Source organism: Companilactobacillus halodurans, assembly GCF_009600985.1.
GTDB lineage: Bacteria > Bacillota > Bacilli > Lactobacillales > Lactobacillaceae > Companilactobacillus > Companilactobacillus halodurans.
On sequence record NZ_VDFP01000002.1, the window covers coordinates 82,122 to 103,527 of the forward strand.

General features: G+C 36.7%; 19 protein-coding genes. 17 read left to right on the forward strand and 2 right to left on the reverse strand.

Going from position 1 to position 21,406, the window contains the following annotated elements; genetic code table 11:
• The first annotated feature begins 12 nt into the window (after positions 1-12).
• The 6 genes from rnpM to ribF all read left to right on the forward strand — a co-directional run bounded on the left by rnpM (position 13) and on the right by ribF (position 6,272).
• Positions 13-321, forward strand: coding sequence for an RNase P modulator RnpM (rnpM, locus tag FHL06_RS01735; RefSeq protein WP_192917936.1), 309 nt, complete (start codon positions 13-15; stop codon positions 319-321).
• A complete protein-coding gene (locus FHL06_RS01740; protein ID WP_153384527.1) occupies positions 321-617 on the forward strand; it encodes a L7Ae/L30e/S12e/Gadd45 family ribosomal protein in 297 nt (98 codons plus the stop codon). The genes rnpM and FHL06_RS01740 overlap by 1 nt, the downstream gene beginning before the upstream one ends.
• A gap of 13 nt (positions 618-630) precedes the next feature.
• Entirely contained in the window at positions 631-3,486 is a 2,856-nt protein-coding gene (infB, locus tag FHL06_RS01745) for a translation initiation factor IF-2 (RefSeq protein ID WP_153384528.1), read from the forward strand.
• A 190-nt stretch (positions 3,487-3,676) separates the two neighbouring features.
• Positions 3,677-4,036: a 30S ribosome-binding factor RbfA gene (rbfA, locus tag FHL06_RS01750; protein ID WP_153384529.1), complete on the forward strand. Its 360-nt coding sequence runs from the start codon at positions 3,677-3,679 to the stop codon at positions 4,034-4,036.
• 388 nt (positions 4,037-4,424) lie between these two features.
• On the forward strand, positions 4,425-5,333 hold the full coding sequence (gene truB, locus FHL06_RS01755; RefSeq protein WP_153384530.1) for a tRNA pseudouridine(55) synthase TruB: 909 nt from the start codon (positions 4,425-4,427) through the stop codon (positions 5,331-5,333).
• A gap of 12 nt (positions 5,334-5,345) precedes the next feature.
• Complete coding sequence (gene ribF / locus FHL06_RS01760; protein ID WP_153384531.1) at positions 5,346-6,272, forward strand: riboflavin biosynthesis protein RibF; 927 nt, start codon at positions 5,346-5,348, stop codon at positions 6,270-6,272.
• Positions 6,273-6,292: 20 nt separating this feature from the next.
• Here ribF and FHL06_RS01765 read toward each other — a convergent pair whose 3' ends face one another.
• Positions 6,293-6,835: a hypothetical protein gene (locus FHL06_RS01765; RefSeq protein WP_153384532.1), complete on the reverse strand. Its 543-nt coding sequence runs from the start codon at positions 6,833-6,835 to the stop codon at positions 6,293-6,295.
• A 179-nt stretch (positions 6,836-7,014) separates the two neighbouring features.
• Between FHL06_RS01765 and hrcA the strand changes: the two genes are divergently transcribed.
• The 11 genes from hrcA to FHL06_RS01820 all read left to right on the forward strand — a co-directional run bounded on the left by hrcA (position 7,015) and on the right by FHL06_RS01820 (position 20,176).
• Entirely contained in the window at positions 7,015-8,061 is a 1,047-nt protein-coding gene (hrcA, locus tag FHL06_RS01770) for a heat-inducible transcriptional repressor HrcA (RefSeq protein ID WP_153384533.1), read from the forward strand.
• 15 nt (positions 8,062-8,076) lie between these two features.
• Entirely contained in the window at positions 8,077-8,691 is a 615-nt protein-coding gene (grpE, locus tag FHL06_RS01775; protein WP_153384534.1) for a nucleotide exchange factor GrpE, read from the forward strand.
• Positions 8,692-8,738: 47 nt separating this feature from the next.
• Positions 8,739-10,604: a molecular chaperone DnaK gene (gene dnaK, locus FHL06_RS01780; protein ID WP_153384535.1), complete on the forward strand. Its 1,866-nt coding sequence runs from the start codon at positions 8,739-8,741 to the stop codon at positions 10,602-10,604.
• Positions 10,605-10,741: 137 nt separating this feature from the next.
• Positions 10,742-11,881 (forward strand): molecular chaperone DnaJ, encoded by a 1,140-nt coding sequence (dnaJ, locus tag FHL06_RS01785; protein ID WP_153384536.1) that lies wholly within the window; start codon positions 10,742-10,744, stop codon positions 11,879-11,881.
• A 111-nt stretch (positions 11,882-11,992) separates the two neighbouring features.
• Positions 11,993-13,840 (forward strand): translation elongation factor 4, encoded by a 1,848-nt coding sequence (gene lepA, locus FHL06_RS01790; protein ID WP_153384537.1) that lies wholly within the window; start codon positions 11,993-11,995, stop codon positions 13,838-13,840.
• Between the two features lie 63 nt (positions 13,841-13,903).
• Positions 13,904-15,208, forward strand: coding sequence for a dihydrolipoyl dehydrogenase family protein (locus tag FHL06_RS01795; RefSeq protein WP_153384538.1), 1,305 nt, complete (start codon positions 13,904-13,906; stop codon positions 15,206-15,208).
• Between the two features lie 67 nt (positions 15,209-15,275).
• Positions 15,276-16,112 carry an AraC family transcriptional regulator gene (locus tag FHL06_RS01800; RefSeq protein WP_153384539.1) on the forward strand — a complete coding sequence of 279 codons (837 nt, stop codon included), beginning with the start codon at positions 15,276-15,278 and terminating at the stop codon, positions 16,110-16,112.
• 82 nt (positions 16,113-16,194) lie between these two features.
• Positions 16,195-17,382, forward strand: coding sequence for an MFS transporter (locus FHL06_RS01805; protein ID WP_153384540.1), 1,188 nt, complete (start codon positions 16,195-16,197; stop codon positions 17,380-17,382).
• Complete coding sequence (locus tag FHL06_RS01810) at positions 17,372-18,433, forward strand: alpha/beta hydrolase (protein ID WP_153384541.1); 1,062 nt, start codon at positions 17,372-17,374, stop codon at positions 18,431-18,433. The genes FHL06_RS01805 and FHL06_RS01810 overlap by 11 nt, the downstream gene beginning before the upstream one ends.
• 319 nt (positions 18,434-18,752) lie before the next feature.
• Positions 18,753-19,094: a winged helix-turn-helix transcriptional regulator gene (locus tag FHL06_RS01815; protein ID WP_153384542.1), complete on the forward strand. Its 342-nt coding sequence runs from the start codon at positions 18,753-18,755 to the stop codon at positions 19,092-19,094.
• A 143-nt stretch (positions 19,095-19,237) separates the two neighbouring features.
• Positions 19,238-20,176, forward strand: coding sequence for an NADP-dependent oxidoreductase (locus FHL06_RS01820; protein ID WP_153384543.1), 939 nt, complete (start codon positions 19,238-19,240; stop codon positions 20,174-20,176).
• Between the two features lie 90 nt (positions 20,177-20,266).
• Here FHL06_RS01820 and galE read toward each other — a convergent pair whose 3' ends face one another.
• Positions 20,267-21,259 carry a UDP-glucose 4-epimerase GalE gene (galE, locus tag FHL06_RS01825; protein WP_153384544.1) on the reverse strand — a complete coding sequence of 331 codons (993 nt, stop codon included), beginning with the start codon at positions 21,257-21,259 and terminating at the stop codon, positions 20,267-20,269.
• Between the last annotated feature and the right edge of the window lie 147 nt (positions 21,260-21,406).

The following is a 21,406-nucleotide window of genomic DNA, read 5'->3' on the forward strand; positions in this document are numbered from 1 at the left end:
GGGGTGATGGATTTGGCAACTCGTAAGATACCAATGCGTAAAGATATTTTGACCAACAAGATGTATCCCAAAAGAGAAATGGTTAGAATTGTCAAAGATAAAGAAGGCAACATTTCAATAGATCCAACTGGCAAAAAGCCCGGTCGCGGTGCTTATGTAGGACTAGATCCAAAAGCCGTTAAGGAAGCTAAATCAAAGAAATCATTAGAAAAAGTTTTTTCACATGCTGTTCCGAGTGATTTTTATGATGAATTGTTTGAATTCGTCGATCATCAAAAAGCTCGTATGGACCTCTTTGGTGATTTAGGCAAGAAACACTAATGAATAACTTTTTAAACCTTTTGGGTCTAGCTGTCAGAGCTCGTAAAGTAGTTAGTGGAACTGAGTTCACAATTGATGGCATTCGTAAGAATGAAGTTAAATTAGTGGTCATGGCAAATAATTGTAGTCCACGAACAAAAAAAGATTTGCACAATAAAGCTAGTTATTATAATGTACCTGTGGTAGATACATTGAATGATGATGAATTAAAAAAGGCTATTGGAAAAGACAGAAAAGTTATGGGAGTAACTGATCAAGGTTTTGCTAAAAGGTTAAAAGAAATTATGGACAATTAAGGAGAGTGATAGGATGGTCAAAAAAAGAATTTATACTATTGCAAAAGAAAATAGTGTTGACAATCAAGTAGTACTCGATGCCGCAGAAAAATTAGGTATCGACGTTAAGAACCATATGTCATCAGTAGATGAAAGTGTTGAAAAGAAAATCGTAAGTAGTTTGAAAGGTAACAAGAAGCCTGCCAAACAAAACATGACTCAACAACACAGTGCACAGCATGCACCTAAATCTTCAGGTGAAAAACACGAAAGTAGTAATCACAACTCAGGTGATCATAAGACTAAGATTAAGATTACTGCTGTAAGAAGAGATGCTAATAAGGGTAAGGGTCACTTTGACCATCGTAACAACAATCACACATCCAACAGTAATCGTCCAAACAGCAATAATAACCACCGTCCAAACAATGGCAATAATAATAATGCCAATAATAATCGTAATGAGCGCAATAATAACAATCGTAACAACAATAACAACAACAGCAACAATAATAATAATCGCAATAATAACAACAATCGCTCAAACGATAATAGAAGAAATGACCACCGTCCATCACAATCACGTGATAACCGCAATCGTAACAATAATAACCGACGTGATCGTTCAACTGTACAAGGACAAGCTCCACGTCCAAGACAAAGTGCAGGTAATAAGTATCTAGAACAATTTAAGACTAATATCCAAGATGCTAGTCACATTCCTAGTCACCCAACTAGAAATAACAATAATCGTTCTAACAATCGTAATAACGATAACAACCATAAGAACAATCACCGTCCTAACAACAATGAGAACCACTTTAATAGAAACAATAACCATAACAACAATAATAACCGTAATAGCAATAATAATAACCAAAACAGAAGACCAGGAAACAATAACAATACAGCTGCTAAGAAGGAAACTCCTAAATCAACTGTCGCTAAGGTAAATGTTCCAAAACCAGAATACAAGAAGCCAAAACCAACGAATAATAATCGTGATTTCGGTCATAAACAAAACTTGGCTAACCCATTTGGTACTCGTAAGAAGAAGAAAGCTCGCAAACGTCAACAACGTCAAAGAACTGAACCAAAGAAGCCAATGCCACAAAGAAAAGATCGTCCATTACCAGATACATTGGTTTACACCGTTGGTATGAACGCTCAAGATATTGGTAAGTTGATTCACAGAGAACCAGCTGAAATTGTTAAGAAGTTGTTCATGCTTGGTATCATGATCAACCAAAACAAGTCCTTGGATAAGGATACAATTGAACTTTTGGCAACTGATTATGGAATCGATGCTAAAGAAAAGGTTCAAGAAGATGTTGCCGATATCGACAAGTACTTCGATGCTGAAGTTAATACAACAGAAAACCTTGAAAGTCGTCCTCCAGTAGTAACAATCATGGGTCACGTTGATCATGGTAAGACAACCTTGCTTGATCACTTGAGACATACTCATGTTACTGCCGGCGAAGCTGGTGGTATCACTCAACATATCGGTGCTTACCAAGTTCGTTTAAAGGACCGCTTGATTACATTCTTGGATACTCCAGGACACGCTGCCTTTACTAACATGCGTGCTCGTGGTGCTGATATCACTGATATCGTTATCCTAGTTGTCGCTGCTGATGATGGCGTTATGCCACAGACAGTTGAAGCTATCAACCATGCTAAGGCCGCAAATGACCCAATTATCGTAGCGATCAATAAGATTGATAAGCCAGGTGCAAATCCTGAACACGTAACTGAAGAATTGATGAAGTATGACTTAGTTCCTGAAAGTTACGGTGGCGATACGATTTTTGTTAATATTTCTGCTAAAGTCGGTACAAACATCGATGAATTGTTGGAAATGATCTTGCTTGAAGCTGATGTTTTGGAATTGAAGGCAAATCCTAAGCAAAAGGCTATCGGTACTGTTATCGAAGCTAAACTTGATAAGGGCCGTGGACCAGTTGCATCACTATTGGTACAACAAGGTACATTGCATGTCGGAGATCCAATCGTTGTTGGTAATACCTTTGGTCGTGTCAGAACCATGACTAATTACAATGGTAAAGAAATCGACAAGGCTAAGCCTTCACAACCAATTGAGGTTACAGGTCTAAATGATGTTCCTGAATCAGCTGATAAGTTCGTTGTCTTCGACGATGAAAAGACAGCTCGTGCAGCTGGTGAAGAACGTGCTAGTCGTGCTCTTCAAAAAGAACGTCAAAATACTAACCCTGTTACACTTGACAACTTATTCGAAACAATGAAAGAAGGAGAACTTAAACAAGTCGACGTTATTATTAAAGCCGATGTTCAAGGTTCTGCTGAAGCCATTGCCGGAAGTTTGAAGAAGATTGAAGTTAAGGGCGTTCGTGTCAATATTATTCACCAAGCCGTTGGTGCTATTACTGAAAGTGATGTTAACTTAGCTTCTGCAAGTAACGCTATCATCATTGGATTTAATGTTCGTCCAACTGCTCAAGCTAAAGTACAAGCTAAGGATGAAAATGTTGATATCCGTCTTCACAGAGTTATCTATAAGGCTATCGATGAAGTTGAAGCTGCCATGAAGGGTATGCTTGAACCTGTTTACGAAGAAAAAGTTATTGGTAATCTTTCAGTTCGTGAAACATACAACGCATCTAAGGTCGGAACTATTGCTGGTTGTTACGTTAACACCGGTAAGATTGAACGTGACAGTGGCGTAAGACTTGTCAGAGATGGTATTGTTATCACCGAAGGCAAGCTTGGTTCACTCAAACGCTTCAAAGATGACGTCAAAGAAGTTCGTGCTGGATTCGAATGTGGTATCACAATCGAAAACTACAACGATATTAAGATTGGTGACGAAATCGAAGCTTACGTAATGGAACAAGTTCCAGTTAAATAAAGCTAATAAATCAAATAAAGCCATTATGTTTTAAAAAACATTTTGACTTTATTTTTTTGAAATCAATTCCAATTTGGAAGAAAAGATTTTCAGCTTGAATGTGATATAATCAAGCAGTGATGAATAAAAAAGCGACAAGTAAACTATTGAGTTTTCAAATAGTAATAAAAAGTATTAATGGAGGTACAACATGGTAAAGCATCGTATTGGTCGTGTTGAACAAGAGATTCAAAAAGAAGTCAACGAGATTCTTTTAAAACGAGTTCGTGATCCACGAGTTCAAGGTGTGACGGTTACTGGTGTTGAGATGACAGGGGACTTGCAACAAGCAACTATCTATTACAGTATCCTTTCTGAAAAAGCTAGCGACGTTGAAAAGACACAAGCAGGTTTAGATAAAGCCACTGGACTTATTAGACGTGAATTAGGTCAAAATCTAACTTTGTTTAAGGTTCCTGAACTTGAATTTAAACAAGATCAATCTGTTCGTTATGGTGAAAAGATTGATAAGTTGATTGCTAAGTTACATCAAGACGAAGCAAATCGTTAATTTCTAAGTCTTAAATTGAACAAAGATACTACTAATTTCCTTAGGGGTTAGTAGTATTTTTAGTATTATGTAGATTTTGGTTAGTGCGTCATGCCGGACTAGATAGTGGTTATGTTTTTGATTGGTAATCGCTTGGAATAAGCAATATGTGACGTTATCTGGTCGGTAGTGACAGTTTTGTGGATGCTCAGTACAAGGTTATGGAATTAATTTTAGGTTGTGTCCAGTACGTTTCAGCGTCCATAAAGTAGAATGGACTAGTATTAACCTAACTTAAGAAAGCACCTAATTTGACATTGCTAGTTTACTTTTAGAGAAGAATATCTTCCTATTGTTAAAAAAGACTAGTAAAATTGTCTATGATATTATCACGAGATGGAGATTTAATATGGACGGAGTAATTCCATTAAATAAAGAAATTGGTCAAACAAGTTCTGATTATGTTTATAAATTAAGAAAAATATTGTATACGAAAAAAATTGGCCACACAGGAACACTGGATCCTTTGGTCGATGGAGTTTTGCCAATTTGTGTCGGACAAGCGACTAAATTAGTGAATACTTTAACGGGGACGCCGAAAGAATACGACGGGGAAATCACTTTAGGTAAGTCAACGACCACTGAAGACCGGGAAGGCGAAACAGTAAAAGAGCATAAGTTGACGCAGCCATTTACAAAGGAACAATTACAAGAGACTTTTGCCAAAATGACAGGTGATATTAAACAGATTCCACCAATGTTTTCGGCCGTCAAAGTCAAGGGTAAGAAACTGTACGAATATGCACGCGCAGGTATTGAAGTTGAACGTCCAGTGCGAGAAATCCATATCTATGATTTTCAAATGGTCGGTGAACCGGAATTCGATGAAGCAACTGGTTATCAAAAAATCAAGTTTCACGTCCGCTGTTCCAAAGGGACTTATGTCCGGACTTTAGCAGTTGAATTCGGCCGAATACTTGATATGCCGGCCTTTATGTCACAATTGACTCGTGTTAAGAGTGCTGGCTTCAAACTATCAGAGACCTTTACCTTAGGCCAAATCAGAGAAATGATGGACAATAATGATCACAGCTTTTTGAAGACAATCGACGAAGTCCTAAAAGACGTTCCTAGTCATGAATTGACAGATGAAGAGTGGGAAGTCCGCGTCTTGCACGGTGGCTTTTTAGAAAAAATTGATTCAGATAAAACAAAGCAGCTACGTGTCACACGTCAAGGTATAACTAAGGCTCTTTACAAGTATGATAAAGTAAGGGATATGTGGATTCCTGATTTAATGTTATTGAACAATAAGTAAAAGAGGGTAAAAATGCAGATTATAAACGTAGAGCATCCGTTGCAAGAAAAGCAACGTCCGCTTGAAGATACAGTTTTAATCATGGGCTTTTTTGATGGCGTTCATCTGGGTCATCAAAAAGTTATTAAAACTGGAGTCGAATTGGCTAAGGAACATAACCTAAAGTCCATCCTCTTAACGTTTGATCGTTCACCAAGAACGGTTTATCAACATGAAAAGAATTTTAAGTATTTATCGACGCCAAAGCGAAAAGCTGAGTTGGTTGAAAAATTAGGAGTCGATTATCTATATTTTGTTAAATTCAGTGAAGCGTTTGCTAAATTAAAACCACAAGAATTCGTTGACCAATATATGATTGATTTAAAGGCCAAATATGTTGTCGCAGGTTTTGATTATACTTATGGGAAAAAAGATATTGCCAATATGGCTAATTTGCCAAATTATGCCCGCAATAGTTTTGAAACTGTGACGGTTCCTGAACAGTTGATCAATAATCAAAAGATTGGTTCAAGTGCCATCAAGAGATTCATTACTAGCGATAAAATTGCAATGGCCAATGAATTTTTAGGTTACAATTACCAAAATCAGGGAACTGTAATTCACGGACTGCAAAGGGGCAGGACCTTAGGCTTTCCGACAGCTAATATTGCTGTTGATGGCGACCAAGTTCTGCCTTCAATTGGGGTTTATGCGACGAGAATCAAGGTTGACGGCGTTTGGTATAAATCGATGACTTCTGTTGGCTACAATGTAACCTTTAAAGAAAATACGGGAATAACTGTTGAAACCAATATTTTTGGCTTTGATCGTGATATTTATGGAAAACACGTGAGTGTAGAGTGGGTCAAATACTTACGTGGTGAAATCAAATTCTCTGGAGCAGAAGGTTTGATTGCACAATTAGAATTAGACAAGAAAAATTCAATTGAAATTCTATAAAAAAAGGAAACAAGGATAAATTATTGATTATCATCCGAGTTTCCTTTTTGATTGTTGTCTGAATTTTTAAAAGTAAGTTTGCCGTAAACGACGGGATGCAGCTGTTCGATTATTCGATCCTGTTTATCGAGCTTTCTTAACAGTGATTTCAGGTTAGGATCGTCTTGTGCCAATTTTTCGATTTCCTTGCGTTTTTTGATTCTTTGATAAGCGTCGTCAAGTTCTTCAGCAATTGTTTCACGCTTTCTAAGTTGCGTATACACTTCTTTAGAATATTCCTCAACTTGGTAAATCTGTTCTTGAGGGATGACGGCTAAAATTGGCTTTTTAGCGAATTCTAATCCAGCTTGATAATCGACATTAGTTACGACTGCGCAGACCACAGGCGTTTGATTATAACCACTATTAGGTACGATTACGAGATCATCAACGTGAACTTTAAAACCGGTACTGATATAGGCATAGGTTTTGCCAGCTGTTAATGAAAGTAAACTTGGTGTTTCAATTAAATCTTGATAATCTGAAGTAGTCAAAAATTTGACGCCAATGATTTGATTTTTCAATATTTTGAACCTCTCTAATCGATTTTTACTTCTGAATATCATTATAAACTCTTGTTTAAAATAAAAATGGAAATAATTTTGAAAAATAAGCTTGCATACTTGACACTAATAGGATAGATTGTTATATTTTACATTGTTAGCACTTAGGTATGAATAGTGCTAAAAAGGAGGACGGTATAATGCTATCACAACGTCAAGATGCAATCTTGAGAGAAGTCGTGCGCATATTTACAGATACCGGCCAGCCGGTTGGTTCGAAGACATTGATGAATGAATTACCGTTCCATGTAAGTTCTGCGACAATCAGAAATGAAATGGCAGTTCTTGAAGAAGTGGGCTATCTCGAGAAAACTCATCTTTCTTCAGGAAGAATTCCTTCAGCGATGGGATACCGCTATTATCTTGATAATTTGGTGCAACCAACTAGTGTACCGCAAGATATTGCACAAAGAATCGATGAGGACTTTGGGAAAACTTATCATCAAATCGGTGATATCATTGAACAATCCGCAAAGATTCTGTCTCATCTTACAAGTTATACAGCAATCACCTTGGGTCCAGAGAGCAGTTCGATTCTCTTAACGGGATTTAGAATCGTGCCTTTGAATCCACACCAACTTATGGCAATCATTGTCACAAGTGATAATAATGTTGAGAATAATATTTATACAATTGATGATGATTTTGATACTTCACTGATTGAAAAAATCGTCAATATCGTTAATGACAAATTGGTTGGACAACCCTTGCCAAAAGTTATTAGGATGTTGCATAACGATGTTCCAGCAATTCTTTCCGAGTACATGTACTCAACTAGCGGTCTGTTAGATATGATGGATCAACTGTTTAAGAAAGCTGGCTCAGAGAAGTATTACGTCGATGGGCAATTGAACCTGTTAAATTACGCTAACAATGATGATCTATCGCAAGTTCAGTCGTTATTCTCGATTATCAATCAAAGTAATGATTTAAGAAAGTTATTGGACCCAAGTATTAGTGATGACGGCATCAAAGTTCGTCTCGGTAGTGAATTAGGTAGCGATGCTTTAAAGAATTATAGTATCATTACAGCGAACTACGATGTTGGTCACCATGGTAAAGGTGTAATTGCGTTACTTGGTCCGACAACAATGCATTATTCACAACTGATTGGATTGTTAGGAGAATTCAGAGTTGAATTAGCCAAACGATTGATTGACTATTACTCAAGGTATGATGATTCTTGAAATTAGGAGGAAGCAATGGCAGATAAAGAAAAAAATCAAGATTTGAAGTCAAAAGAAACTGCAGAAAAGTCTACTGCAAAAGATACAGCAGAAAAAACAGCTGCAAAGGATACTTCAAAGACTGATAAGGCAACTGAGAAATCAGCTAAGAAAGAAAATGCTCATCAAGATCCTAAGGATCAAGAGATAAAAGATCTGAAGGCAAAGAATGGGGATTTGGAAGATAAATTCTTAAGAAGCCAAGCTGAAATTCAAAATATGAATAATCGTCATAAGAAAGAAGTTGCTGGCATTCTGAAGTATGACGGTCAAAAATTGGCAACTGAAATTCTTCCAGTGATCGATAATCTTGAACGTGCCCTAGATGTTAAAGCTGATGATGAATCTAGCAAGCAACTAAAGAAGGGTATCGAAATGGTGCAACAACATATGATGAAAGCTCTCAAAGATAATCATGTGACTGTAATCGATAATGCTGGTGAAAAATTTGACCCAGCATCAAGTCAAGCCGTTCAAACTGTTCCCGCTGATGACAAACATCAAAAGGATACAGTCGTTCAAGTTTTGCAAAAGGGTTATAAATTAGAAGATCGTGTGCTTCGTCCAGCAATGGTCGTTGTAGCACAATAATAAAGTTAATAAATTTAATAATATAAAATTAAAAGAGGTTTAGGTTTATGTCAAAAGTTATTGGTATTGATTTAGGTACTACAAACTCTGCTGTAGCCGTTCTTGAAGGTGGCTCTCCAAAGATTATCACTAATCCAGAAGGCGCAAGAACAACTCCTTCAGTTGTTGCTTTCAAAGATGGTGAAATCCAAGTTGGTGAAGTTGCTAAGAGACAAGCTATCACAAATCCTGATACAATTTCATCTATCAAGCGTCACATGGGTGAAGCAGATTACAAAGTTACTGTAGCTGGTAAATCATATACGCCACAAGAAATTTCAGCATTCATCTTGCAACATATCAAGAAGTTCTCAGAAGATTATCTTGGTGAAAAAGTTACAGATGCTGTTATCACAGTTCCTGCATACTTCAACGATTCACAAAGACAAGCTACTAAGGATGCTGGTAAGATTGCTGGTCTAAACGTTCAACGTATCGTTAACGAACCAACAGCTTCAGCACTTGCTTATGGTCTTGATAATGACAAGGGTGACGAAAAAGTTCTTGTTTATGACCTTGGTGGTGGTACATTTGATGTTTCTATCCTTCAATTAGGTGACGGAGTCTTCGAAGTACTTTCAACAAATGGTGATACACATCTTGGTGGTGATGACTTTGACCAAAAGATCATCGACTGGCTAGTTGCTCAATTCAAGGCTAAGAATGGCGTTGACTTGAGTCAAGACAAGATGGCATTGCAAAGATTAAAGGATGCTGCTGAAAAAGCTAAGAAGGACTTGTCAGGTGTTGCTCAAACATCAATCAGTCTTCCATTTATCTCATCTGGCGACAATGGCCCACTTCACTTGGAAGAAACTTTGACACGTGCTAAGTTCGATGAATTAACATCAGATCTTGTTGAAAGAACTAAGGTCCCAGTTGACAGTGCTCTTAAAGATGCCAACTTAACAAACGCTGATGTCGACAAGGTTATCTTAAACGGTGGTTCAACACGTATTCCTGCTGTTCAAGATGCTGTTGCTAAGTGGACTGGCAAGACACCAGATCACTCAATCAACCCTGATGAAGCTGTTGCTTTAGGTGCTGCTATCCAAGGTGGTGTTATCTCTGGTGATGTTAAAGACGTTGTTCTACTTGATGTCACACCACTTTCATTAGGTATTGAAACAATGGGTGGAGTATTCACTAAGTTAATCGATAGAAATACTACAATTCCAACAAGCAAGTCACAAGTCTTCTCAACTGCTGCTGATAACCAAAATGCTGTTGATATTCACGTCTTACAAGGTGAACGTCCAATGGCTGCAGATAACAAGACCTTAGGTCGTTTCCAATTGACAGATATTCCTGCTGCACCTCGTGGCGTACCACAAATCCAAGTTACATTCGATATTGATAAGAATGGTATCGTTAATGTTTCTGCTAAGGATATGGGTACCAACAAGGAACAAAAGATTACTATCAAGAGTTCATCAGGCTTGAGCGATGAAGAAATCGACAAGATGATGAAAGAAGCTAAGGAAAACGAAGAAGAAGATAACAAGCGTAAGGAAGAAGTCGATGTTAAAAATGATGTTGAACAAACATTGTTCGCAACTGATAAGACTCTAAAAGACGTTAAGGGTAAGGTTTCTGACGATGAAATCAAGAAAGCTCAAGATGCTCGTGACGCTTTGAAGAAAGCTCAAGACTCTGGCGATCTTGAAGACATGAAGAAGAAACGTGACGATTTGAATAAGATCGTTCAAGACTTATCTGTAAAACTTTATCAACAAGCTCAACAAGCACAACAAAAAGCTGGCGGCGACAAAGACGCAACTGGCAAGGACTCAACTGATGGCAAGAAGTCAGGCGACGACAATACCGTTGATGGCGACTTCTCAGAAGTAGATCCTGATAAAGATAAGAAATAATCAAAATTATTAATTATTGTGATAAAGAGCAGTGGTTTAATTACTAAAGCCAGTTATGGTATAGTAAAATAATAACTGCTCTTTTGAGCGTTAAAAAGGAATAGGACAAAAATGTCCTGTCACATAAAGGTGATTTAATGGCAGATAGAAATCCATATGATGTACTAGGCGTTGATAAAAACGCTTCTGATGATGAGATAAGAAAAGCCTTCCGGAAACTTTCTAAGAAGTATCACCCTGATATCAATAAGGCTCCTGATGCTGAAGATAAGTTCAAGGAAGTAAATGCGGCTTATGAGATTTTAAAGGATCCTCAAAAACGTGCTCAATATGATCAATATGGTTCTGCTGGAATAAATGGCAGCCAAGGTGGATTTGGCGGCTTCGGTGGCGGAGCTTCCGGAGATCAGTTCGGCGGTTTCGAAGATATTTTCAGTCAATTCTTTGGCGGCGGCGGCGGTGCTCGTCAAAATCCTAATGCCCCTAGACAAGGTTCTGACTTACAATATCGGATGGATCTAACTTTTGAAGAAGGAGTCTTTGGTAAAAAGACTAATATTTCCTACAATCGTGAAGAAGAATGTTCAACTTGTGGCGGTTCTGGTGCCAAACCTGGAACACATCCACAAACTTGTTCAAAATGTCACGGTTCAGGTTATGTTGAAGTTGATCGTCAAACTCCACTTGGTCGTATGCGTACTCGAGTTGTCTGTGATGTCTGCAATGGTACTGGTAAGGAAATCAAAGAAAAGTGCAATATTTGCCACGGTTCAGGTAAGGTAAATGAAAAGCATGAACTCAAGGTTACTGTGCCAGCCGGTGTTGAAGACGGACAACAAATGCGCTTAGATGGCCAAGGTGAAGCCGGAACTAACGGTGGACCATACGGTGATTTGTATATCGTTTTCCACGTCGCTCCAAGTAAAGAGTTCAGACGTGACGGCGCTACAATCTACGCCTCAGTAAATATCAGTTTCCCTCAAGCAACTTTGGGAGATAAGATTAAAGTCAATACAGTTCACGGACCAGTTGAATTGAATGTTCCTAGTGGTACTCAAACAGGAACAACATTCAGATTGCGTGGCAAAGGTGCTCCAGTTTTGAATAGCAAGAGTATCGGTGACGAAAAGGTAACAGTTAATATCGTTACACCTCGTAAATTATCCAGCGAACAAAGAAGTGCTTTGAAGAAGTTTGCTGAAGCCGGTGGCGACAAGGTCAAAGAAAAAGATAGCAATTTTTTCAATAAAGTAAAAGATGCCTTTAAAGGCGAATAAGCTCTTAAAAGAAGAAGTGAGAAGCTTCTTCTTTTTTGCTATCTAGAACATCACGGTACAATAGTGTAAAATAGAAAGAATGAGAAAATATCTGATAGAAGGGAATAATTTATGGATTTAGATCTTGATAAGTTAAAAGAAAGACAAAAAAGAATTCGTAATTTTTCTATCGTGGCGCATATCGACCATGGTAAATCAACCATTGCCGATCGAATTTTGGAAAAAACTAAGACTGTATCTAAACGTGAAATGAAAGCACAGATCCTGGATGATATGGATTTGGAACGTGAACGTGGGATTACTATTAAGTTAAACGCGGTAGAACTAGAATATGAAGCAAAGGATGGCAAGACTTATATCTTCCATCTGATCGACACACCGGGACACGTCGACTTCTCTTATGAAGTTTCACGTTCTCTGGCTGCCTGTGAAGGAGCTTTATTAGTTGTCGATGCCGCTCAAGGTGTTGAAGCACAAACGCTAGCTAATGCCTATTTGGCAATTGATAACGATTTGGAAATCGTGCCAGTTATCAATAAAATCGATTTGCCATCAGCTGAACCCGATAAGGTCAAAGAAGAGATTGAAGAAATGATTGGTATCGATGCTGGATCATCAATTTTGATGAGTGCTAAAACTGGTGTTGGCGTTGACGAATTGCTTGAAAGAATCGTTTCTGACGTTCCAGCACCTACCGGCGATTTGGATAAACCATTGAAGGCTTTAATCTTTGATTCTGTTTATGACAGTTACCGTGGCGTCGTCTTAGATGTAAGGGTCCGTGAAGGCGTTGTAAGGGTCGGAGACACGATTGAATTGATGAGCAATAAGAAGACCTTTGAAGTCACAGAAGTTGGTGTTATGTCGCCTAAGGCCGTTAAACGCGACTACTTGATGGCAGGAGATGTTGGCTATATCACCGCTAGTATCAAGTCAGTTCGAGAAACTCAAGTTGGTGATACGGTTACTTTAGCAAGTAATCCAACTGATGAACCTTTGACTGGTTATCGCAAGAGTAAGCCAATGGTCTTTGCTGGTTTATATCCAGTTGATAATGCTAAATATGAAGATTTACACGAAGCTTTGGAAAAGCTGCAATTAAATGATGCAGCGTTAGAGTTCGAGCCAGAAACTTCTGAAGCTTTGGGCTTTGGTTTTCGTTGTGGTTTCTTAGGACTATTACACATGGATGTCGTTCAAGAACGCTTGGAACGTGATTTTAATCTTGAATTGATTACAACTTCGCCCTCAGTTGACTATCATGTCACAACTAACGATGGCAAAGAGATCATCGTCGATAACCCTTCCGAGTTACCAGATGCTTCAGAAATCAAAGAAGTTCGTGAACCTTATGTCCGTGCCGAAATCATGGTACCAGAAGACTTCGTGGGTCCAGTTATGGAGCTTTGTCAAAGAAAACGTGGCGAGTTCGTAACGATGGACTACTTGGATAAATATCGTGTGAACGTTATTTACAAGTTGCCGCTACTCGAAATTATCTTCGATTTCTTCGATGATTTGAAGTCGAATACTAAAGGTTACGCTTCACTTGATTACGAAGTGGAAGATTATTTACCAAGTCAATTGGTCAAAATGGATATCTTGTTGAATGGCGAACCAGTCGATGCTTTGAGTTTTATCGTCCATAAAGACTTTGCGCAAAAGCGTGGTCGTGATATCGTGGCTCGTTTGAAAGAAGTTATTCCACGTCAAATGTTTGAAATTCCAATTCAAGCTGCAGTTGGGAACAAGGTTGTCGCTCGTTCGAACGTGAAAGCTTATCGTAAGGATGTTACTGCTAAACTCTATGGTGGTGACAGAACTCGTCGTGATAAGCTGTTGAACAAGCAAAAAGAAGGTAAGAAACGGATGAAGGAAGTCGGAAAAGTTTCGATTCCTCAGGAAGCCTTCATGTCAGTCTTGAATCTCAATCGAGGCAAAGAAGACAGTAAAAAATAAGAAAACGCTTATAATGTAATTAGTGAATACATTATAAGCGTTTTTTTAATTGGAGGAATTCTTATGGAAAAATTTGATTCGATTATCATTGGTGCCGGCCCTGGCGGACTTGCAGCTGCTTATAAATTGAAGAGCAGCGGCCAAAAAGTAGCCGTGATTGAAAATAACCTCTGGGGTGGAACTTGTCCTAATCGGGGCTGTGATCCTAAAAAAGTCTTCATTGCAGGAGTTGAAGCACGTGATAAAGTACTTCAGTTGCAAAATAAGGGCTTTTCAGACGTTCCTTACTTAAATTGGAAAGAGATAGAAGAATTTAAAGAAACCTTCACAGATCCCGTTTCTCGTGGCAGCCGTGGAGGAATCGTTAAAGCAGGGATTATGGCAATCGATGGCCAGCCCAAGTTCGTTTCTGAAAATGAGTTGACTGTTAATGGCGAAAATTACCAAGCCGACCACTTCATCATTGCGACCGGGCAACGTCCAAGTTATTTGGATATCCCCGGGAAAAACCTCTTGTTATCAAGTACCGACTTCTTGTCATTGAATAAAATGCCAGAAGACATCACGATTATTGGTGCCGGTTATATTGCCTTTGAACTAGCAACAATTGCTAACGCAACTGGTGCTAAAGTGCATGTTGTCCATCATAATGACCATCCATTAAAAGGATTCAATGAAAAATATGCTTTGGAATTAGTTAAGCAATTGGAAAATAAAGGCGTTGATTTCAATTTCAATATCGATACTAAGTCGATTGAAGCAAAAGATGGCAAATATATCATTAAAGCGGATGATTTTGAATTGACGACTGATTTAGTCTTTGGTGCAACAGGACGGATACCTAACGTTGATGCCTTGGATATTGAAAAAGCTAACGTCAAAGTTGATCGTCACGGTGTGATTGTTAATGGTAAATTGCAATCAAGTAACGATAAAATCTTTGCCATTGGGGATGTTGTTTCGACAAAACAGCCTAAATTGACCCCAGTAGCAGGTTTTGAAGCAAATTATGTCGATGACGTTATTTTGGGTAAGACTTCAGATGATATTGAATTTCCATTGATTCCAACAACGGTTTATGGCAGTCCCAAGTTGGCCGAAGTAGGCGCTAAAGATGGTGCTAAAGTCGTTGATCAAGATGTTACTAGTTGGTTTACTTATCACCGGACTAATGAACCTAAAGCTGAAATTAGAATTGTTTTGAATAATGAAGACCAGATCATTGGTGCCACTGTTTTGAGCAGTGAAGCTGATAGCTTGATTAATTTGTTGACTATGGCTATTAAAGATAAGATGACGCATGAGGATGTTACTAAGCAGATTATGGCTTATCCTACTGACGCCAGTGATTTGGAGTATTTGTTTTAAATAATAAAGCTAAATAGTAAGATAATCGTGATGAGTAATCACGATTTTTTTATTAGGAGAAGAAATTATGTATCGTCATGAGCAAGTACTTACGAATAAAATTCCGGTTAAATTGGTTGTCCACACTAAAAATATTGAAGCGCAAACAGTTTTACGTCATTGGCATCTGGCAGTAGAAATCGATTATATTGTTGATGGTGCGGCAAAATTTGTTGTTAGTGGCGAAGAGATAATTGTTCAAAGTGGTGACTTAGTGGTAATTAACTCGAATGAAATCCATTCAGTTCAGCCACTTGGAGTTAAGCAAAATACATTGTCTTTAACCTTTTTATTACCATATGAATTTTTGAAAAAGGAGATTTCACAGCTTGATGGTCTTTGGCTAATTTCACCCAATTCCAAAGAAAAAACAATCGTAGAAAAACATTTATATCAATATTTTAAAGATACTAAATTATCTAAAAATAAAAATTTATTCTTGAAGCGTGATATCTATCAAATTCTATTAGATTTAGTAAATTATTTAGCTACCAAACGTCAAAACAGGCCTAATATTGTAACGCCACCGATTCTAAATAAGCTATCAAAAGTCATTACGTTTATTGACCAGCACAGTAATGAAAAATTAAGTGTTTCTAAAATTGCTCATAATGTTCATTTAAGTGAAGGGTATTTATCGAGAGTATTCAAAAAGCAAATGGGAACTAGCATCATGAAATATGTTAACTTGGTTCGTTTGATTAAAGCATTTGAAATGTTGACGAATACTAATAAAACGATTGATTCCATCTCTGATTTAGTGGGTTTTCCTAATCCTAAAGCCTTTCGAATGTTATTTCAAAAAAGTTACCAAAAAACACCAGGAAAATATCGATTAGATTTAAAAAGGTCAGTAATTGACTGAAAATAGGTTAAGATAAAACGTTTACAGTAAGCGATTACATAATATTATTAACTTGTTCTTTAAAAAGAAGGAGTTGATAATTTTGACAAAAGTCAATTCAAAGTCATTTATTTTTAAAATCGCTTTGTTATCTATTTCAATGTTATTGATGGCTGCACCAAACATTGCAGCTGCAATACCCTTGATGAGTAAAACCTTTGTTGGACAATCGGATTCAGCTATTGAAACTATTTCAACGATTCCTAATGTAGGTATTATTATTGGTATTTTTCTGAGTAGTATTTTAGTTAATTATTTAGGTCAGAAAAAAACAGTTATTTTGGGTTTATTGATTGCACTAATATTTGGTGTTACTCCAGTTTTCTCGAATAATTATTATTTGGTTTTGAGCTCTAGACTTCTTTTTGGGGTCGGGATTGGATTTTTCAATTCTTTAGCTATTAGTATGATTTCAGATTTTTATCATGGAGATGAAATGTCAACAATGATGGGATTTCAAAGTTCTGTCAGTTCTCTAGGAAGTTCGATTTTATCCTTTTTAGTTGGTTATTTGTTGATTTTTGGATGGCACGCTACATTCTGGATTTATGCAATAGCTTTACCAATTTTAATTATTTTTAGTTTAGTAATCCCTGATGTCAAAGTAGAAAAGACATCATCTGCTCAAAAAGTCCATCAAAAAATAAATTGGGAAGTTTTGTTGATTTCTGTTTTGACGTTCTTTGTCTATGTTTTCTTTATGGTTGTAACTGTTAAATTGGCTAATTTGTTGGATTATAAAGGAATTGGCACTGCCAGCCAAGCAGCAACTATTTTAGGAGGGTTCACCTTAGTTTCAATGCTCGTTGGTTTTGTTTATGGATTTGTCCATAAAGTTTTGAAAAATTTAACTTTAATTATTGGTTTCTTTCTAATGTCAGTTGGATTTTTAGTTTTAGCTAGCGCAAGTTCTTTAACTATGATTACAGTTGGTACAGTAATTATCGGCCTTGGATTTGCAATTGTTATTCCCTTTATTTATACAATTATTAATACAGTTGCACCAGCTGGGTCTAAAAATTTAGCATCGTCAATTATGTTGATTTTTACTAATGTTGGAGTTTTCTTATCGCCAACTTTAATTAATTATTTATCAAGTTTGTTTGGATCAACTACTCCAGATGTCAACATGAAAGTTTGTTCATATGGATTTGCTATCTTATTTGTTCTTTCTGGATTGGTTTATGTATACCAAAAATTTGTTCAAGGAGTGAAAAAAGTTGTTAAGTAATAAATTGCAATTAATGAAAAAGGTTAATGTTTTAAATACAGATTATCAAATGAAATTAGTTCCAGGAATGGATTCAGAAGGGTACTTGGATCCTAAGGCAAAAGATGAGCTTGAAGATTCTATTAAACAAACTAACACTGGTTCATTTGGAAGCGAGGTTGAACAAGATGTTAATGTTGACGAAATCAGATCTTCAATGGGATGGAAGAAAGCCAATCACACTTTGATAAACAAGTTAAACATTGAGAATCAAGTCTTTCAAGGAGTCAAGGTTAGAAGTTATGTTCAAGAAGATTTGCAGACAAAAATTTTGCCGACGATTCTATTTATTCATGGTGGTGGTTTCATTGGTGGCAGTTTGGATAATGTCGAGTTTCCCTGCGAAGCTTTAGCTGATTATGGACAGGTTAAGGTGGTTTCGGTCGATTATGGATTGGGTCCTGAAAATCCTTATCCACAAGGATTGATCGATAGTTATAATGTTTTGAATTATCTGGCTACTAACAAGAAAAAACTTAATATTTCAACGATTACTGTCATGGGTGATTCTGCAGGTGGTAATTTGACTTATAGTGTATCTCTGTTGGATCGACAACTTGGAACAAATTATGTTGATAAGGCCATCACTTTGTATCCAGTAACTTATCAAGGAAATGATTCTGCTAGAAGAAAGTATTTTGATTCACCTAAACAATTAGCTGCTAAAAAAGATGCTAAAGAAATCGATACTTTTATTAATAATTTTAATGGTAGTCAAAAAATGATTAACGATTGGTATATTAAGAGTAATGATTCTGAAAGCATGTATTTGTCACCTCTGAATGCACCTGAGAGTCTCTTGAAAAAAATGCCGAAGACTTTATTTATGGTGGGTGAGTTTGATCCATTGCGTTTACAAGGTGAGGCTTTTTACAACAAAATGAAGTTAGCTGGTGGCGATATTACTTACATTAGATATAATGGTATGATTCATGCCTTTATGGATAAGGTAGGCGATTTCTCTCAAGCAGATGATTGCTTGTTAGAAGCCTTGAATTTCATTGAAAAATAATTAATTTATAAATTGATTGGAAGCATCTCATAATTATTATGGGATGCTTTTTTACTTGTTAATTTGTTATTAATGATTATAAAGATCAATTTCAACTATTCCTAATATTGACGGCTTACCAAAGACTTTAGTTACTTTGCTTGACCAAGTCAGGAACAGTTTTTGGATTGATGGCTATGTAAATTCTAATAATCTATAATTTAATTGTTCCAATCATTTAACCTGAATAAAATCAGCTCAAGTGATTTTTATTTAAATAATGATAATATCTGCGTATACTTTACAAAGCATGTACTTTCAAAAAAGAGAGGTATTGAAGATGTTAAAACAAGAAAATTCAGATAAAAGCTTTTTAGATTGTCCAGTCGCTGGAATCAAAGATATTATTAAAGGTAAATGGACAACCGTGATTTTATATTTTCTCAGTCAGTCCACTCTTCGATTTGGCGAACTAAATCGTAAAATGCCGATGGTAACACAGGCTTATTTGACTAAAGAATTACGAATTTTAGAAAATTATGGTTTAATTCACCGGGAAGTTTATCCACAAGTTCCACCTAAGGTTGAATATTCATTAACAGCAATGGGTAAAAAATTTATTCCTGTACTCGATGCTTTAGAAAAATTTGCGATAGAGTACGAACAAGATAATCAAAAATAAATTCAGAATTCACTCAGCCATAAGTACTGATATCGTTCATTACAATCTAAAAAGATAGTAGCTATTAAACTTATTAGTACTATTTAAAATTATTTGTATATTGTATAGTGAACCGATACAAAAGGTTAGGAGAAATATTTTTAATGAAGAAAATTATTGTTGACGCTTATGGTTCTGTAGATGTAATGAAAGAAATTGAAGTTTCAAAACCGAATCTAAAACCTGATCAAATTTTAGTTAAAACGGCTGCTATTGGAGTAAATGATCCCGATGTAGTGATGAGAAAAAGTGGCCCTTTTCCTACTATGCCAAAAGAAATGAGACCAACTTTACCTCACATGTTAGGTCAAGATTTTTCTGGAGTTGTTTCAGAAGTTGGAGCCTCAGTTACTAAGTTTAAAGTTGGTGATCATGTAATTGGTTTTTCAAAAAATGGGACTTATGCTGAATTTTTGGTCTTGAACGAGACTGATTCAGTAGCCAAAGTTCCCGATGATTTGGACCTTGTACCTTTAGGAGCATTTGAACTAGAAGCTGCTACGGCTTGGAGCGCAGTTGTAAATAATGGTGAAATAAAAAAGGGACAAAAAGTCTTGATTCATGGTGGAGCTGGCGGAGTTGGTACGATGGCTATTCAAATAGCCAAAGATTTTGGCGCCTATGTTATTACAACAGCAAAAGCAAAGCATAAAGATTATTTAATGTCTTTAGGAGCAGGCCAAGTAATTGATTATCAAACGCAAGATTTTAGTAAGTTGGTTAATGATTTGGATTTAGTAGTTAATTTAACTGGGCCTAAAACCTTAAAATCTAGCTATCAAATTATTAAAAAGGGTGGTCGACTTGTTTCAGTCAATGGAATGCCAAGTAAAGTAAAGGCTACTGCATATGGAATTACGGCTACTTATGCTTTTGGTGACTTGTCACAAGACACTTTAGAAAAATTGATTGATTTGTATAGTAACGACAAACTTAAAGTAAACATTAGTCAAAAATATCAATTTAATTTAAATGATGTTAAGCAATCTCACTTGGATTTTGAAAAAGGTAGTAATCAAGGCAAAAGAGTAATTGTTTTTTAGAAAATAAAAAGCCGCTTCCTCAGTTTTTTGACTGAAAAATCGGCTTTAATAAATTCATGAGTTCAGTATATCTGAGCTCTTTTTTAATATTTAATTTTCTTCATAACCATTGAGATGCTTTGACTTAAAATTCCAGGCATCAGTGATGACTTTTTGAACATCGTCATACTTTGGTTGCCACTTCAAAACAGTTCTAGCTTTAGTTGAGTCTGCAATCAAAGTACTTGGGTCGCCGGCACGTCTAGGACCAATTTTAGCAGGAATTTCTTTGCCAGTAGCTTTACGAGCAGCTTCCAAGATTTCTTTATTAGAGAAGCCATTGGATGAACCAAGATTGAAGACGTCGCTGTCATTGCCATCACGCAAGTATTCCATCGCTAGACGGTGAGCTTCAGCTAAATCTTCAACGTGGACGTAATCACGAACATTGGTACCATCTTTTGTGTCATAGTCGTCACCAAAAATCGTCAATTCGTCACGTTGTCCTGCAGCTACTTGAAGAACAACTGGAATCAAGTGAGTTTCTGGATTATGGTCTTCACCGACACTCCCATCAGGCTTAGCACCACCGACATTGAAGTATCTTAAGGCAACAAACTTGATGCCGTAAGCAACATCGCACCAGTGCATGATTTTTTCCATTGCTAACTTGCTTTCGCCATAAGGGTTAGTTGGAACTGTTGGATCAGTTTCCTTAATAGGAATTTGTTTTGGCTCTCCATAAGTTGCGGCAGTTGAGGAGAAGACAATATGCTTAGTTCCAAAATTGTGCATAACTTGCAAGAGTGAAATCATTCCATAAGTGTTGTTATCGAAGTATTTCAATGGATCCTTCATTGATTCAGGAACGATAGAAAAGGCCGCAAAATGAATGACATCAGTGATATCTTCATTTTGGAATAATTTAATCAAAAATTCTTTATCACGAACATCGCCTTGATAGAACTTGGCTTTTTCATTTATTGCTTGTTCGTGACCTGTTGATAGGTTATCTGCTACAATGACGTCGTATCCCATTTCACATAAGTGGTCGACAGTATGTGAACCGATATATCCGGCACCACCTAAAACAAGAATGCTCATAAAATTACCTCCAGATTCATTTATAGGTTTATTATAACTTACTTGACGAGTTTTAAAGGGAGTTAAATAATAGAAAAGTCGGAAAAATTTAAAACTTAACTTTTCTTTCGAGATAAGCTAGTATTAATTTATAATGCAAAATTCATT

What these genes read in the sequence shown, in the direction of transcription:
- truB (WP_153384530.1), top strand. Translation starts at nt 4,425, where the DNA reads ATGGACGGAGTAATTCCATTAAATAAAGAAATTGGTCAAACAAGTTCT.
- dnaK (WP_153384535.1), top strand. Translation starts at nt 8,739, where the DNA reads ATGTCAAAAGTTATTGGTATTGATTTAGGTACTACAAACTCTGCTGTA.
- dnaJ (WP_153384536.1), top strand. Translation starts at nt 10,742, where the DNA reads ATGGCAGATAGAAATCCATATGATGTACTAGGCGTTGATAAAAACGCT.
- FHL06_RS01820 (WP_153384543.1), top strand. Translation starts at nt 19,238, where the DNA reads ATGAAGAAAATTATTGTTGACGCTTATGGTTCTGTAGATGTAATGAAA.
- FHL06_RS01740 (WP_153384527.1), top strand. Translation starts at nt 321, where the DNA reads ATGAATAACTTTTTAAACCTTTTGGGTCTAGCTGTCAGAGCTCGTAAA.
- infB (WP_153384528.1), top strand. Translation starts at nt 631, where the DNA reads ATGGTCAAAAAAAGAATTTATACTATTGCAAAAGAAAATAGTGTTGAC.
- FHL06_RS01800 (WP_153384539.1), top strand. Translation starts at nt 15,276, where the DNA reads ATGTATCGTCATGAGCAAGTACTTACGAATAAAATTCCGGTTAAATTG.
- FHL06_RS01795 (WP_153384538.1), top strand. Translation starts at nt 13,904, where the DNA reads ATGGAAAAATTTGATTCGATTATCATTGGTGCCGGCCCTGGCGGACTT.
- galE (WP_153384544.1), bottom strand. Translation starts at nt 21,259, where the DNA reads ATGAGCATTCTTGTTTTAGGTGGTGCCGGATATATCGGTTCACATACT.
- hrcA (WP_153384533.1), top strand. Translation starts at nt 7,015, where the DNA reads ATGCTATCACAACGTCAAGATGCAATCTTGAGAGAAGTCGTGCGCATA.
- lepA (WP_153384537.1), top strand. Translation starts at nt 11,993, where the DNA reads ATGGATTTAGATCTTGATAAGTTAAAAGAAAGACAAAAAAGAATTCGT.
- FHL06_RS01815 (WP_153384542.1), top strand. Translation starts at nt 18,753, where the DNA reads ATGTTAAAACAAGAAAATTCAGATAAAAGCTTTTTAGATTGTCCAGTC.
- rbfA (WP_153384529.1), top strand. Translation starts at nt 3,677, where the DNA reads ATGGTAAAGCATCGTATTGGTCGTGTTGAACAAGAGATTCAAAAAGAA.
- ribF (WP_153384531.1), top strand. Translation starts at nt 5,346, where the DNA reads ATGCAGATTATAAACGTAGAGCATCCGTTGCAAGAAAAGCAACGTCCG.
- grpE (WP_153384534.1), top strand. Translation starts at nt 8,077, where the DNA reads ATGGCAGATAAAGAAAAAAATCAAGATTTGAAGTCAAAAGAAACTGCA.